Origin of the sequence: Actinomadura sp. NTSP31 (assembly GCF_041951385.1) — a bacterium.
In the GTDB taxonomy this organism is placed as follows: Bacteria; Actinomycetota; Actinomycetes; order Streptosporangiales; family Streptosporangiaceae; genus Spirillospora; species Spirillospora napierensis.
The window spans coordinates 221,676-234,771 of record NZ_JBGNUT010000010.1 but is presented as its reverse complement, the minus strand read 5'-3'; the positions used below and the strand labels follow the sequence as shown (position 1 = coordinate 234,771).

The following is a 13,096-nucleotide window of genomic DNA, read 5'->3' as shown; positions in this document are numbered from 1 at the left end:
ATCGCACGACGTCGCTCGTCCCGCTCTCTATCCGCCCTGCGGGATGCAAAACCGCCCGGATCGCCGCGGCCCGGACGGGCGACCGCCGGCGATCATGGACGGCGCTGCCGGACCACCCGCACGAAACGCACGTCCAGGTCGTCGCCCGCGCCGGTGGTGATGCGGAAGTCCGTGCCGCCGTTCAGGCGGTCGGCGAACACGGGCCGAGGCAGCCGCACCGTCGCGGTCTTCCACGCGCCGCCCCCGGTGCGCCGCACCCGCGGCGAGCGGCCGCCCTCGTGCTCGATCCACCAGGAGCCGCGGCCCGCGTCCCGGTAGGTCACCTTGATCTGCACGGGTCCGCGTTCGCGGCGCGGCCGGAACCGCTCGTCCACGTCGAAGTACAGCGACGTCTGCCCGTGGGCGCGGTCGGTGCTCAGCCCCTCGTAGGCGGTGCCGTTCTCTTCGGAGAAGACGTTGCGGTGGACGTCGGCCGCCGACCTGCGCGCGTTGCCGTCCGGTTCGACGTCCCGTTGGACGAGCCAGCGTTCGAGGTTGCGCACCCACGGCCGGGTCCGCCATAGGCGGTTCCCGGTGAAGGGGCCGGTCTCGTCCCGCCAGTAGGTGTCCTCCGCGTCGCGGAGCGCCGCCCAGGCGTCCGGCGAATCGGACGCGGTCTTGCCGAGGCTCAGCCGCACCCACCGCCACTGGGCCGGGTACTGCTTCATGTACGAGGGGCCCGGCACCACGTACAGCCAGTTCATGCGCAGTTGCAGCGCCTTGAGGTTCGCCTGGCGGACGGCGTAGTACGGGTCGCCGGTGGTGTAGCCGCAGTCGTTGAAGCACTCGTTCTCGGTGGCGACGACGTGCCGTCCATCGTGGACGGGCATGCGTTCGTCGACCGTCATGTGGCCGTCCGGGCCGATGCGGCTTCCGTAGGAGGGGGCTTCGCTGAGGTGGTAGTTGAACTCCTCGGTGATGCCGGTGCGGACTCCGAGGCCCGCGTCGACCGCCTGCCTGGCGAACAGGTCCGTCTTGCTGCCCCACGGTCCGAAGGGATAGTCCTCGCCGGTGAAGACCAGCTTGGTGCGGTACGGCCCGAACAACGCGGCGAGGTCCCGCCAGGCGTGCGCGTACCAGGACCGGTACCGCTGGAAGGTGAGGCCCTCTTTCGCGGCGGCGCCGATGACGTCGTAGTCGAACTCCGCCCACGTGAACGCGCCGGGGACGTAGACGAACCGCAGCCGCGGGTCGGCGCGCAGCCCCGAGTCGACGAACAGCTTCTTGTAGAGGGCGAGGAGCCGGCTCCACACGCACTCGTTCCAGATGGGCAGGTGCTTCTGGTCCTCGTAGTCGGGCCCGACCGTCTCCACACCGCATTCGTCGGCCACCCATTGCGGCGCCCATGTCGAGCCGCTGGCGAACACGCGCATCCAGAAGGGCCGTTTCTGCGCGAGTTGCTCGCGCAGGGGCCGGAAGGCCATGTCCTCGGCGGTGCCGGTGGTGTCGTCGCGCACCCGTCCCGGGCCGTCCGGCTGGAGCTGCCGCCAGGTGAGGTCGAGCCCGCGCAGGTCGACGTGGTGTTCCGGCGCCGCCTGCTCGGAGAAGAACCCGGAGTTCGCCGAGGGGCGGACCCACGCGGGCAGCGTCCAGTCGTCCCCCTGCCGGATCCGCACGCTGCCGGCCGCCTCGTCCGCCGGCACGGCGCCCGCCAAGACGAACAGGGCCAGCAACCCGGACAGGGCGGCGGCCAGCCGCCTCACCACGGGTCCGCCTCGCTCGCCGACCCGGGCGATCCGCCGGGTTCCGTCATCTTCGCCTCCCGTTGTTGCCGCTTTGCGCTCGGAAACCGTCACAATCATCTATAAACGAACAGAGACTCACAAACCGAGGCGCGGTCCCGAGAGACACCCATGCGGCGACACCAGCGCACTCGCGGACGGCGCCGCCGCTGGGCCGGAGCGGGACACCGGCGCCGCATAACGCCCGTGAAGGCCCCAGGGGGATGCATCGTTGTGATCGATTGCCCGGGTTATCGATCGCCAAGCCGCACGGCAGGCGACCGATCCCTTGCCCGCTGAGCGATTGTGTTCTAAAGTGCCGCGCATCCTGCACAATCGAGCACGAGCACTGGAGGCGATCATGAGGCAGCCGAGCGGTCGCCGGATCACCGCGCTGGTCACCGGGGTCGCCCTGGTGGCCGGGCTCTCCGCGGGCTGCGGCTCGGGCGGCGGCGGCACGGCCAAGAAGATCACCTTCTGGCACGGCTACACCGACGTCCAGGCCGACGCGATCACCAAGCTGGTCGGCGAATGGAACGGCGCGCACCCCGACCAGAAGGTGGAGCCGGTCTTCAGCAACAACGACAACACGCTGCAGAAGACCCTCGCGTCCTTCGTGTCCGGCAAGCCGCCGTCCGTCGCCTACCAGTACGGCTCCTCGATCACCGCGCTGACCGGGCGGCACCAGACCCAGGATCTCACCTCGCTGGTCAAGAGCAGCCCGGACCTGAACTGGGACGACTTCTACCCGGCGGCCCGGCAGGGCGCGACCGTGGCCGGCAAGGTCTACGGTGTGCCCGCCCTGGTCGACAACCTCGGCCTCGTCTACAACAAGAAGGTCTTCGACGCCGCCGGCCTGGACTACCCGACGCCGGACTGGACGTGGGACGACTTCCGGAACGCGGCGAAGAAGCTGTCGGGCGACGGCAAGTACGGGTGGTCGTACGTCAACGACGGCACCGAGGACACCGTCTGGCGCTTCCTGGCCCTGCTCTGGCAGGCCGGCGGGGACCTGCTCGACGCCGGGAACCAGAAGGCCGCGTTCAACTCCCCGGCCGGGCTGCAGGCGATGCAGCTGCTGCGCGACATGGCCGTCACCGACAAGTCCGTCTACCTCGACACCGGCGACCAGCAGTACCTCAACCTGTTCAACTCCGGCCGGATCGGCATGCTGTGGACCGGCCCCTGGGACCTCGGACAGATCAACAAGGACGTCTCCTACGGCGTGCAGTACCTGCCCGGCAAGGTCACCCACGCCACGATCTCCGGCCCCGACAACTACATGCTCTTCGACAAGAAGGCGCAGAAGACCGCCTGGGCGTTCCTGACGTGGCTGACCTCGGCGCCGATCCACCTGCGGTACGCCACGCAGACCGGTGACCTGCCGTTGCGCACGTCCGAAGAGAAGCTGCCCGGCTACAAGGACTATCTGGCCAAATTCCCCGGCAACAAGGTGTTCGTCGACAACCTGAGCAAGAACGTCACCAAGTCCCGTCCGAACATCGAGCAGTACCCGCAGATCTCGAAGGTCCTCGGCACCGCCGTGCAGGGCGTGCTGCTCGGCAAGGAGCAGCCGCAGGCGGCGCTGGCCGACGCGGCCAAGCAGGTCGACGGCATCCTGGCGGGCTCCTGATGGCGTCCACCGCACTGACCGCGCGCGCCGCCGGGGACCGGCGGCCGCGCCGGTCGCGGCGGCGGCTGAGCGAGCACCTGGCCGGCTGGGGCTTCGTCTCCCCGGCCATCCTGCTGATCGGCGTCTTCGGCATGCTGCCGGTGCTGTGGTCGTTCTGGCTGTCGTTCCAGGACACCGACCTCACCTCGCCCGGCACGTTCGCGGGCGGCGCCAAGTACGCCGAGCTGGTCAAGGACCCGCTGATGTGGGACGCGGCGAAGCGGTCGGCGATCTACACGGTGCTGTTCGTGCCGCTGACGATGGTGCTGGCGCTGCCCATCGCGGTGCTGCTCAACCAGAAGATCCGCGGGATCACGCTGTACCGGATGGCGGTGTTCGTCCCGCTGGTCACCTCCACGGTCGCGACCGGCATCATCTTCAACTGGCTGCTGAACCCGCAGTTCGGCCCGGTCAACGCCGCACTGGACAAGGCGGGGCTGCCCAAGCAGGGCTTCTTCCAGGATCCGAACCAGGCGCTGTTCGCGCTGGTCGCCATGACGGTGTGGGGCTGGCTCGGCTTCGCGGTCATCATCTACCTGTCCGCGCTGCAGAGCGTCCCGAACGACCTGATGGAGGCGGCGGCGCTGGACGGCTGCGGCCGGGTCAAGGCGTTCCGGCACGTCGAGCTGCCGCTGCTGGCGCCCGCGTCCGGCTTCCTGCTGGTGTGGCTGACCATCAACTCGCTGCAGCTGTTCGACGAGGTGTACGTGACGACGAAAGGCGGGCCGCTGCGCGCCACGACCGTCGTCGTCTACCACCTGTACGACAAGGCGTTCGTCGACTTCGACGGCGGTTACGCCGCCGCGGTCGGCTGCGCGCTGTTCCTGGTGATCCTGCTGGTGACGGTGGTGCAGCTCGCGATCACCCGCCGCGCCTCCTTCTACGAGGGCCGATGAGCATGTCGACGATGAACGCCCCGGCCGCGCGCCGGTCCCGGTTCCGGCGGCCGAGCCCGCTGCACCTGATCCTGCTGCCGATCGCGCTGGTGATGACCGCGCCGCTGCTGTGGATGGTGCTGCTGTCGATCTCCACCGAGGCGGAGACGCGGCGGTTCCCGCCCGGCCTGCCGTCGGGGATCGAGTGGCACAACTACACCGACGCGCTGCGGGACGCGCCGCTCGGGCACTGGCTCGGCAACAGCGCGCTCGTGTCGGTCAGCTGCGTGGCCGGCAACCTGGTGTTCTGCTCGCTGGCGGGCTACGCCTTCGCCCGCATCCGCTTCCTCGGCAGCAGGGCGCTGTTCGTCGCGGTGCTGGCCACGCTGATGGTGCCGTTCCAGATCGTCATGCTGCCGACGCTCATCATGGTGCGGGCGGTCGGGCTGACCGACACGCTGGGCGCGCTGATCGTGCCGAACCTCGCGACCGCTTTCGGGATCTTCCTGCTGCGGCAGTTCTTCATGACGGTGCCGCGCGAGCTGGAGGAGGCCGCGCGGATCGACGGCGCGACCCGGCTGCGGATCCTGTTCCAGGTGATGCTGCCGCTGATGCGCCCGACGCTGGCGACCCTGGCGGTGCTGACGTTCCTGCAGACCTGGAACGACTTCCTGTGGCCGCTGATCGCGGTGCAGAGCCCCGACCACATGACCGTCCAGCTGGGCCTGCAGACGTTCCAGGGCTCGCACACCACCAACTGGCCGCGGCTGATGGCCGGCACGGTGATCAGCCAGCTGCCCGTCTTCGTGCTGTTCTTCGTCGCGCAGCGGTTCTTCGTCCGGTCGGTGGCGACCGCGGGCCTGAAGTGACCGCGCCGTAGGGCCCCGCGGGCGGGCGGGGTGACCGGGCCTCAGGCCACGGTCACCTCGACGCCCGCCGCCCGGATCCGGTCCAGCTCGGCGCGGTCGGCGCCGGCGTCGGTGACCAGCATGTCGATCTCGCCGATCGGGGCGATCCGGGAGAAGGCGCGGTGCCCGATCTTGGACCCGTCGGCGAGCACCACGACCCGGCGCGTGGCGCGCATCAGGCAGTGGTCGGTGCGCGCCTCGATCTCGTCGTGGGTGCTGATGCCCGCCTCGGCGTCGATCCCGTCGACGCCGAGGAAGACCAGGTCGAGGCTGATGTCGGACAGCGTCCGGTCGGCGATCGGCCCCACCAGCTCGTAGGACTCGGGACGGACGCCGCCGCCGGTGACGACCAGGTCGATCGCCGGCCGCACCGACAGGTCGGCGGCGATGTTGAGGGCGTTGGTGACGACCTTGAGCGCGCGGCCGGTGGACAGCAGCCGGGCCAGCTCGGTGATGGTGGTGCCGCCGTTGAAGCCGACCGAGTGCACCGAGCCGTCGACCAGCCGCACCGCGGCCTGCGCGATGCGGCGCTTCTCCTCCTGGCGGCGGCCGCCGCGGTAGCGCATCGGCAGCTCGTAGATGACCTCGGCCGCCATCGCGCCGCCGTGCGTGCGCTTGAGGAGCTGCTGCTCCTCGAGCACCTGCAGGTCGCGGCGGATCGAGGCGGCCGAGGCCCGCAGCTCGGCCGACAGGTCGACCACGCTCACCGAGCCGTGCTGGGCGAGCCGTTCGAGGATGAGGGGAAGGCGGTCCTGCTGACGCATCCGATCATTATAGACGGTCTGGGATGCGCGAATGTAGTCGTTTCAGCCGACAATAATCAGGCAATCTGCGCAAGTGCCTCGGAGAGCGTGGGCTGGCCGGCCGTGCCGCCGGTCGCGCGGGTGGACAGCGCGCCGCACACCGCGCCGAGCGCCAGCGCGTGGGCGAGGTCGCCGCGGTCGAGCCAGCCCGCGAGGAATCCGGCGTCGAAGCTGTCGCCCGCGCCGACCGTGTCGACGGGGTCGGCGCGCGGCGCGTCCGCGTGCACGGCCGCGCCGTCCCGCATGGCGACGGCGCCCTGCGCGCCGCGCTTGACGACCGGGACGCAGCCGGCGCCCGCCAGCGCGCCCAGCGCCTCGGGCAGCCCGGTGCGGCCGCTCAGCGCCAGCGCCTCGGCCTCATTGGGCAGCAGGAACGTGCACTCGGCGAGCAGGCCCGGGGCCAGCTTCCAGCGGCCGGACGGGTCGTCGTTGGTGTCCAGCGAGGTCGTCGCACCGGACGCACGGTGTTTCCGCAGCAGCGCGGGCAATGCCTCGGCGAGGCGCGGCTGGAGGAAGTAGGACGCGGCGTGCACGTGCCGCGCCGCGACGTCGGGAACGTGCTCGGGCCCGAACTCCGCGAGGCATCCGGACGCGGTGAGGATCGCGCGGTCGCCGCCGGGCCGGTTGAGGCACACCGTCAGCGCGGTCGGGAGCGTCCCGTGCCGGACGACCCGGGACACGTCGACGCCGGCGCCGCTCAGCGCGTCGAGGACGAAGTCGCCGGCGGCGTCCCGGCCGACCAGGCCCGCGAACGCGGTGGCCAGGCCGAGCCGGGCGGCGCCGTGCGCGGCGATCGCCGCCGACCCGCCGAGCGCGAGCACGCCGCCCCCGACCAGCGTCTCCGCCTGCCCGTAGGGCGGGACGCCGGGGGCGCCGTCGACGAGGACGTCCGGGTTGGCGTCCCCGACGACCAGCAGGTCGAGCATCACTTCCCCCGCAGCGCGGCGGGCAGCGCGTCGCCGTGCGCGGCCGTCAGCGCGTCGCACAGCTCGGCGATGCGCTCGACGGGCAGCGCGGCGGCGGTCGCCGGGTCGCACATCGCGGCGTGCCGGACGTGCGCCGGGTCGCCCTCGACGGCGGCGGCGACGGTCAGCTCCACCACGTTGAGGAAGCCGCGGTTCAGCGCGGCGAGCTGCGGCGGCAGGGCGCCGACGTGGTGCGGGTGCACGCCCATCCGGTCGAGCGTGGCGGGCACCTCGACGCCCGCGCCGGCCGGCAGGTTGCTGATCAGGCCGGTGTTGGCGGTGGTCACCTGGATGGTGCGCCGCTCCCCCGTGGCGAGGCTGTGGATCACCTGCGGCGCGTACTCGGTGGCGTCCTCGTCCTCGCGCGGCGCCGGGTACTCGCCGCGCGCCAGGCAGTCGCGGACCCGTGCGTACTCGGCCAGGTTGCCCGCGCTGATGTTCACGTAGTCGCCGACGGGGATCCGCAGCCGCTCGATCTCCGCCGCGTCCTTCAGGTACCAGGGGACGTACTCGGACGAGTGCTCGCTGGTCTCGGTTGGGTAGCGGCCGAGGCGCCGGTACATGTCGACGCGCACCCGCCGCTTCAGTTCGGGGTCGGCCTCGATCGCGGCGTCCAGCGCGGGGTACAGGTCGCGGCCACGGTGCTCCCACTTCAGCACCCATGCCTGGTGGTTGACGCCCGCCGAGTGGTAGTCGACCTCCTCGTACGGGACGCCGACCAGCTCCGACAGGTCTCGGACGGTCCAGTACACCGAGTGGCACAGGCCGGCGGCCTTCACCTTCGGCGCGACCGTGGCGAGGTACTGCAGGTTCATCGCCATCGGGTTGGTGTAGTTCAGCAGCCACGCGTCCGGGCAGACGGCCAGGATGTCGGCGGCCAGCCCCTCCAGCAGCGGGAACGTGCGCAGCGCCCGGAAGATCCCGCCGATGCCGAGGGTGTCGCCGATGGTCTGGCGGACGCCGAACTCGGCCGCGACCTCGAAGTCCTTCAGCGTCGCGGCGTGCCCGCCGACCGCCACCATGTTGACGACGACGTCGGCGCCGTCGAGCGCGCGGCGGCGGTCCAGCGACGCGGTGACGACGGGCGCGGCGCCGTGCTCCTTCGCGGTGAGCCTCGCCAGGCCCTCGGCGACCTCCAGCCGCTCGGGGTCGATGTCGTGCAGCGCGAGCCGGACGCCGCCGAGCTCGGGGTAGGAGAAGATGTCGCGCAGCAGCTGGCGGGTGAACTCGACCGAGCCGGCGCCGACGAAGGCGATGTTCAGCATGCAAGTCGTCCAATGCTCTCGGCGGAACGGGGCGCGATGACCTCCAGCAGGTGCGCGACCTGCGCCCGCATGGCGTCGCGGGCGGGCGCGAGGTAGCGGCGGGGGTCGACCCCCCGGTCCAGGTTCGCGCGGACCGCCCCGGTGAAGGCGATGTTGAGGGCCGTGCCGATATTGATCTTGGTCATTCCCTGACCGACCGCGCGGCGCAGCTCGTCGTCGGGGACCCCGGACGAGCCGTGCAGCACCAGCGGGACCGGCACCGCGTCGCGCAGCCGCGCGATCAGGCCGTGGTCGAGCGCGGCGGTGCGCTCGGTCATGGCGTGCGAGCTGCCGACGGCGACCGCGAGGGCGTCCACGCCGGTCGCGGCCACGAACGCGGCGGCCTCGCCGGGGTCGGTCCGGACGCCGGGGGCGTGCGCGCCGTCCTTGCCGCCGACCTCGCCGAGCTCGGCCTCCAGCCAGAGGCCGTGCCCGTGGGCCCAGGCGGCGGCGGCCGCGGTGCGGGACACGTTCTCGTCGTAGTCGTGCTCGGACCCGTCGTACATCACCGAGCCGAATCCGTGGTCGGCGGCCTCCCGCATCAGGTCCTCGTCGGTCACGTGGTCCAGGTGCAGCGCGACGCGCGCCGCCGAGCCCACGGCGACCGCGCGGGTGGCGGCGGCGATCGGGCCGAGCCGCCCGCCGTGGAAGCGCACCGCGTTCTGGCTGATCTGGCAGATGACCGGGCGGCCGGTCTCCTCGGCCGCCGCGGCGATCGCCTCGGCGTGCTCCAGCGTGATCACGTTGAACGCGGCGACGCCGTGTCCGGGCCGCACCAGCTCGGCCGTCCTCACCAGGGGCATGATGTCTCCCTCACCTTCGTGGCCCGGCGGTGCCGCCGGAGAACGTCGGGGTCGAACTCGCCGGCGGCGGGCGCGGCGACCGCGGCGGCCGACAGCGCGACGGCCTCGCCGAGCGCCCGCGGCCAGGGCGTCCGGTCGCGCAACGCCACGGCCAGGGCCGCGGCGGCGGCGTCGCCGGCGCCCGTCGGGTTGCCGGCGACCACCTCGTACGGAACGGCCTCGAAGCAGCCGTCCGGGGTGACGGCGAGCATCCCGTCCGCGCCGCGCGAGACGACGAGCGCGCCGCCCTCCCCCAGGGCGGCGCGGTCCAGGCCCGCCGCGGCCATCTCGGCCTCGTTGGGTTTGAGCAGGTCGGGACGGGCCCCGGCGGCGGCGCGCAGAGCCGGGCCGCCCGCGTCCACCAGCACCCGGGCGCCCGCCCCGCGGGCCAGCCGGGTCAGGACGGCGTAGGCGTCCTCGGGCAGGCCGGGCGGCAGGCTGCCGGACAGCACCACCACCGACGCCGCGGCGGCGCGCGCGGCGAACGACTCCTGGAAGGCCGCCCACTCGTCCGGGCGGACGTCCGGGCCCGGCTCGTTGAAGATCGTGGCGTCGGTGTCCACGACCGTGACGGTGCGGCGGGTCTCCCCCGCGATGGCGGCGAACGCGCACGGCACTTCCAGCGCGTCCCGCACCATCGCTCCGGTGGCGCCGCCCGCCAGCCCCGTCGCCAGCGTGTCCTCGCCGAGGGCGTGCAGGACGCGGGCGACGTTCAGCCCCTTGCCGCCGGGGCGCTGCAGCGTCGATGCGACGCGGTGCGAGCCGTGCGGCGTCAGCCTGGGGACCCGGTAGGTCACGTCCCAGGCGGGATTGAGGGTGACCGTGAGGATCATCAGGACAGGATGATCGAGCGGGTGAGGTTGCGCGGCCGGTCCGGGTCCAGGCCCCTCGCCTCGGCCAGCGCCACCGCGAGCCGCTGCGCCCGCACCAGGTCGGCCATCGGGTCCAGCCCGGAGGCCTCGACCAGCGCCCCGGTGGCGGCGACCTGCTCGGCCAGGCCCTCCGGCGGCGCGCCGAAGAACCAGGTCAGGCTGTGCTCGTCGGTGACGCTGATCGGCCCGTGCCGGTACTCCATCGCCGGGTAGGACTCGGTCCACGCGCCCGCGGCCTCGCGGACCTTCAGCGCCGCCTCGTTGGCGATCCCGTTCGTCCAGCCCGCGCCGAGGAAGGTGAACTGACCGCGTCCGACGGCCCCCTCCGGCAGCGGCGCCTCGACGGCGGCGCGGCACTGCTCGACCAGGTCCGCGGGGAGCGGGCCGAGATGCGCGCGCAGCAGCGCGAGCGCCGTCGTGGCGAACCGGGTCTGCACCACCGACCGCTCGTCGGCGAAGTCGAGCACGACGCACGAGCCGGCGACGTCCACGATGGGCGTCCGCGGGTCCCCGATCAGCGCGGTCGTGGGCAGTTCGGTCTCGCGCAGCAGGCCCAGGACCTCCGTCGTGGTGCCCGAGCGGCAGATCGCCACCACCCGGTCGTAGCGGCGCGTGTGCGGGAACTCCGACGCCGGGAACGCGTCGGTCTCCCCCGCCCCGGCCGCCTCCCGCAGCGACGCGTACGCCTGGGCGATGAACAGCGAGGTGCCGCACCCGACGACCGCGACGCGCTCGCCGCGCGCGGGCAGGCCGTCCACGCCGTCCGCCATCGCCGCGGCGCGCTCCCAGCAGCCCGGCTGCGAAGCGATCTCCTCAAGAACGAACGACACCAAGGCTCCTAATTGCTCGTTTGTGCGCCTTATGCGCCAGTAACGTACAAGAGTGAGCACATGTCGGCAAGTGCGACGCATCGGCCTCCGGCGCGGCACCGCCGGCAAATCGACCGCCAGGGGGCGATGAGTTCCGCGGGTTCGTCCGGTCTGCCTCCATGACCGGACCATCCGACGCAGAAGGAGAACCACCATGAGCGACACCACCACGACCGGAACCGTCCGCAAGGTCGCGAACGTGATCATCCCGGTGCGGGACCAGGACCGGGCGCTGGACTTCTACTGCGGGACGCTCGGGCTCGACAAGCGCGTCGACCAGCCGTTCGGCGGCGGCTACCGCTGGATCGAGGTCGCCCCGGCCGGCGCCGAGACGCCGATCGCGCTCTGCCCGCCGCCCGAGGGCACCGACGCGGGCGGCCGGGAGACCGGCATCGCGCTGTCGACCGCCGACATCGACGCCTGCCACGCACGGCTGAAGGCCGCCGGGGCGGACGTCGACGCCGAGGTGAGCCGCATGGGCGGCCCGGTGCCGCCGATGTTCTGGTTCCGCGACCCCGAGGGCAACACCCTGATGTTCGTCGAGGAGGCCTGAGCCGCCCCGCGCCCGCGGAGCGGCGGCCGCCGTCCGGTCGGCCGGAGACCGGCGGGCGGCCGGGCGGCGCGGCCGGGGCGGCCGTTTACCCGGCCGAACGGGTTTCGTATGTTGAGCCTGCAACGAAAGAGGCCCAGTTCCCTGCCGGAGGAAGCCCGTGGACCACGTCAAGCAGTTCTACATCGGCGGCCAGTGGGTCGCCCCCCGCACCGACACGACGCTCGAGGTCGTCAATCCGGCCACGGAACGGCCCATCACCTCCATCGCCATGGGCGGCGCGGAGGACGTCGACGCGGCCGTCGCGGCGGCGAAGCAGGCCTTCGAGACGTTCTCGCTGACCACCAAGCAGGAGCGCCTCGACCTGCTCGACGCCATCATCGCGGTGTACGGCCGGCGGATGGAGGAGCTGGCCGACGTCATCAGCCAGGAGATGGGCGCGCCCCTCTCGCTGGCGCGGGCCGCGCAGGCGGCCGCCGGGTTCGGCCACCTCGCCACCGCGCGGGCCGTGCTGGCCGACTTCGAATTCGAGCGCCCGATGGGCACCACCCTGGTCGCCCGCGAGCCGGTCGGGGTCTGCGGGCTGATCACCCCGTGGAACTGGCCGCTGAACCAGATCGCCTGCAAGGTCGGCCCGGCCCTCGCCGCCGGCTGCACGATGGTGCTCAAGCCGTCGGAGGTCGCGCCGCTGAACGCCGTGCTGTTCGCCGAGATCCTCGACGAGGCGGGCGTCCCGGCGGGCGTGTTCAACCTCGTCAACGGCGACGGCCTCGGCGTCGGCGCGCCGCTGTCGGCGCACCCGGACGTCGACATGGTGTCGTTCACCGGGTCCACGCGCGCCGGCATCGAGGTCGCCCGCGCCGCGGCCCCGACCGTCAAGCGGGTCGCGCAGGAGCTCGGCGGCAAGTCCGCCAACATCGTCCTGGACGACGCCGACCTGCGGGCCGTCATCGCCCGCGACGTCGGCAACATGTGCACCAACTCGGGCCAGTCCTGCAACGCCCCGAGCCGGATGCTCGTCCCGGCCGCGCGGATGGAGGAGGCCGCCGCCATCGCCGCCGAGGCCGCCCGCGACATCGTGGTCGGCGACCCGCGCGAGGAGACCACGCGGATCGGGCCGGTGGTGTCGGCCACGCAGTACGGCCGGATCCAGCAGCTGATCGAGAAGGGGATCGGCGAGGGGGCCAGGCTCGAGGTCGGCGGCCCCGGCAAGCCCGAGGGCCTGGAGACCGGCTACTACGTGCGCCCGACGGTGTTCTCCCACGTCTCCAACGAGATGACGATCGCGCGCGAGGAGATCTTCGGGCCGGTGCTGGTGCTGATCGGCTACGAGGACGACGACGACGCGGTCCGCATCGCCAACGACACCCTCTACGGCCTGTCGGGATACATCTCCGGAAGCGACGACCGCGCCAAGGCGATGGCCCGCCGCCTGCGCACCGGCAACGTCCACCTCAACGGCGCGGGTCCCGACTTCAACGCGCCGTTCGGCGGCTACCGCCAGTCGGGCAACGGCCGCGAGTGGGGCGTGCTCGGCTTCGAGGAGTTCCTCGAGACCAAGGCCATCATGGGCTACGGCGCCTGACCGGCTGCTCTTGCCCGGGGCTCCACATTGACGCTGACCCGGGGACCGGCGCCCGTCGCAGTGCGGCGGGCGCCGGTCAGCGGATCACCGG

Annotated in this window: 12 protein-coding genes; 5 read left to right on the top strand and 7 right to left on the bottom strand. The window is 72.4% G+C overall.

Translation table 11 applies throughout. The features are described 5' to 3' along the window. Window positions 1–92 precede the first annotated feature (92 nt). A complete protein-coding gene (locus ACA514_RS19435) occupies window positions 93–1,745 on the bottom strand; it encodes a hypothetical protein (protein ID WP_375042584.1) in 1,653 nt (550 codons plus the stop codon). A gap of 376 nt (window positions 1,746–2,121) precedes the next feature. Between ACA514_RS19435 and ACA514_RS19430 the strand changes: the two genes are divergently transcribed. From ACA514_RS19430 to ACA514_RS19420, 3 genes are read left to right on the top strand one after another with little or no spacing between them, the layout of a single operon-like run. After that, window positions 2,122–3,393, top strand: coding sequence for an ABC transporter substrate-binding protein (locus ACA514_RS19430; protein ID WP_375042583.1), 1,272 nt, complete (start codon window positions 2,122–2,124; stop codon window positions 3,391–3,393). Beyond that, the gene (locus ACA514_RS19425) at window positions 3,393–4,328 is read left to right on the top strand and encodes a carbohydrate ABC transporter permease (protein WP_375042582.1); all 936 of its coding nucleotides are present in this window, start codon (window positions 3,393–3,395) and stop codon (window positions 4,326–4,328) included. Before ACA514_RS19430 ends, ACA514_RS19425 begins: the two co-directional genes overlap by 1 nt. Beyond that, window positions 4,325–5,176, top strand: coding sequence for a carbohydrate ABC transporter permease (locus ACA514_RS19420; RefSeq protein WP_375042581.1), 852 nt, complete (start codon window positions 4,325–4,327; stop codon window positions 5,174–5,176). Before ACA514_RS19425 ends, ACA514_RS19420 begins: the two co-directional genes overlap by 4 nt. Before the next feature lie 41 nt (window positions 5,177–5,217). On the opposite strand, the gene ACA514_RS19415 is transcribed toward ACA514_RS19420, so the two are convergent. Genes ACA514_RS19415 through ACA514_RS19390 form a run of 6 tightly spaced genes read right to left on the bottom strand, consistent with a single transcriptional unit; the run spans window position 5,218 to window position 10,831 of the window. Beyond that, window positions 5,218–5,979: a DeoR/GlpR family DNA-binding transcription regulator gene (locus ACA514_RS19415; protein WP_375042580.1), complete on the bottom strand. Its 762-nt coding sequence runs from the start codon at window positions 5,977–5,979 to the stop codon at window positions 5,218–5,220. Between the two features lie 56 nt (window positions 5,980–6,035). Next, complete coding sequence (locus tag ACA514_RS19410) at window positions 6,036–6,944, bottom strand: carbohydrate kinase family protein (RefSeq protein WP_375042579.1); 909 nt, start codon at window positions 6,942–6,944, stop codon at window positions 6,036–6,038. Beyond that, the gene (locus tag ACA514_RS19405) at window positions 6,944–8,248 is read right to left on the bottom strand and encodes an alpha-glucosidase/alpha-galactosidase (protein WP_375042578.1); all 1,305 of its coding nucleotides are present in this window, start codon (window positions 8,246–8,248) and stop codon (window positions 6,944–6,946) included. The genes ACA514_RS19410 and ACA514_RS19405 overlap by 1 nt, the downstream gene beginning before the upstream one ends. Beyond that, window positions 8,242–9,090 carry a class II fructose-bisphosphate aldolase gene (locus ACA514_RS19400; RefSeq protein WP_375042577.1) on the bottom strand — a complete coding sequence of 283 codons (849 nt, stop codon included), beginning with the start codon at window positions 9,088–9,090 and terminating at the stop codon, window positions 8,242–8,244. The genes ACA514_RS19405 and ACA514_RS19400 overlap by 7 nt, the downstream gene beginning before the upstream one ends. After that, window positions 9,078–9,962 carry a 1-phosphofructokinase family hexose kinase gene (locus ACA514_RS19395; RefSeq protein ID WP_375042576.1) on the bottom strand — a complete coding sequence of 295 codons (885 nt, stop codon included), beginning with the start codon at window positions 9,960–9,962 and terminating at the stop codon, window positions 9,078–9,080. The genes ACA514_RS19400 and ACA514_RS19395 overlap by 13 nt, the downstream gene beginning before the upstream one ends. Continuing rightward, window positions 9,962–10,831 (bottom strand): SIS domain-containing protein, encoded by an 870-nt coding sequence (locus tag ACA514_RS19390; RefSeq protein WP_375042575.1) that lies wholly within the window; start codon window positions 10,829–10,831, stop codon window positions 9,962–9,964. Before ACA514_RS19390 ends, ACA514_RS19395 begins: the two co-directional genes overlap by 1 nt. 193 nt (window positions 10,832–11,024) lie before the next feature. Here ACA514_RS19390 and ACA514_RS19385 point away from each other — a divergent pair, with 193 nt between their 5' ends. Both ACA514_RS19385 and ACA514_RS19380 read left to right on the top strand, forming a co-directional pair. After that, the gene (locus ACA514_RS19385) at window positions 11,025–11,423 is read left to right on the top strand and encodes a VOC family protein (RefSeq protein ID WP_375042574.1); all 399 of its coding nucleotides are present in this window, start codon (window positions 11,025–11,027) and stop codon (window positions 11,421–11,423) included. 157 nt (window positions 11,424–11,580) lie between these two features. Further along, window positions 11,581–13,005, top strand: coding sequence for an aldehyde dehydrogenase family protein (locus ACA514_RS19380; protein WP_375042573.1), 1,425 nt, complete (start codon window positions 11,581–11,583; stop codon window positions 13,003–13,005). The last annotated feature ends 91 nt before the right edge of the window (window positions 13,006–13,096 follow it).

Excerpts from the sequence above, each read along its gene's own strand:
- ACA514_RS19430 (WP_375042583.1), top strand. The coding sequence starts at position 2,122 with ATGAGGCAGCCGAGCGGTCGCCGGATCACCGCGCTGGTCACCGGGGTC.
- ACA514_RS19425 (WP_375042582.1), top strand. The coding sequence starts at position 3,393 with ATGGCGTCCACCGCACTGACCGCGCGCGCCGCCGGGGACCGGCGGCCG.
- ACA514_RS19420 (WP_375042581.1), top strand. The coding sequence starts at position 4,325 with ATGAGCATGTCGACGATGAACGCCCCGGCCGCGCGCCGGTCCCGGTTC.
- ACA514_RS19415 (WP_375042580.1), bottom strand. The coding sequence starts at position 5,979 with ATGCGTCAGCAGGACCGCCTTCCCCTCATCCTCGAACGGCTCGCCCAG.
- ACA514_RS19410 (WP_375042579.1), bottom strand. The coding sequence starts at position 6,944 with ATGCTCGACCTGCTGGTCGTCGGGGACGCCAACCCGGACGTCCTCGTC.
- ACA514_RS19405 (WP_375042578.1), bottom strand. The coding sequence starts at position 8,248 with ATGCTGAACATCGCCTTCGTCGGCGCCGGCTCGGTCGAGTTCACCCGC.
- ACA514_RS19400 (WP_375042577.1), bottom strand. The coding sequence starts at position 9,090 with ATGCCCCTGGTGAGGACGGCCGAGCTGGTGCGGCCCGGACACGGCGTC.
- ACA514_RS19395 (WP_375042576.1), bottom strand. The coding sequence starts at position 9,962 with ATGATCCTCACGGTCACCCTCAATCCCGCCTGGGACGTGACCTACCGG.
- ACA514_RS19385 (WP_375042574.1), top strand. The coding sequence starts at position 11,025 with ATGAGCGACACCACCACGACCGGAACCGTCCGCAAGGTCGCGAACGTG.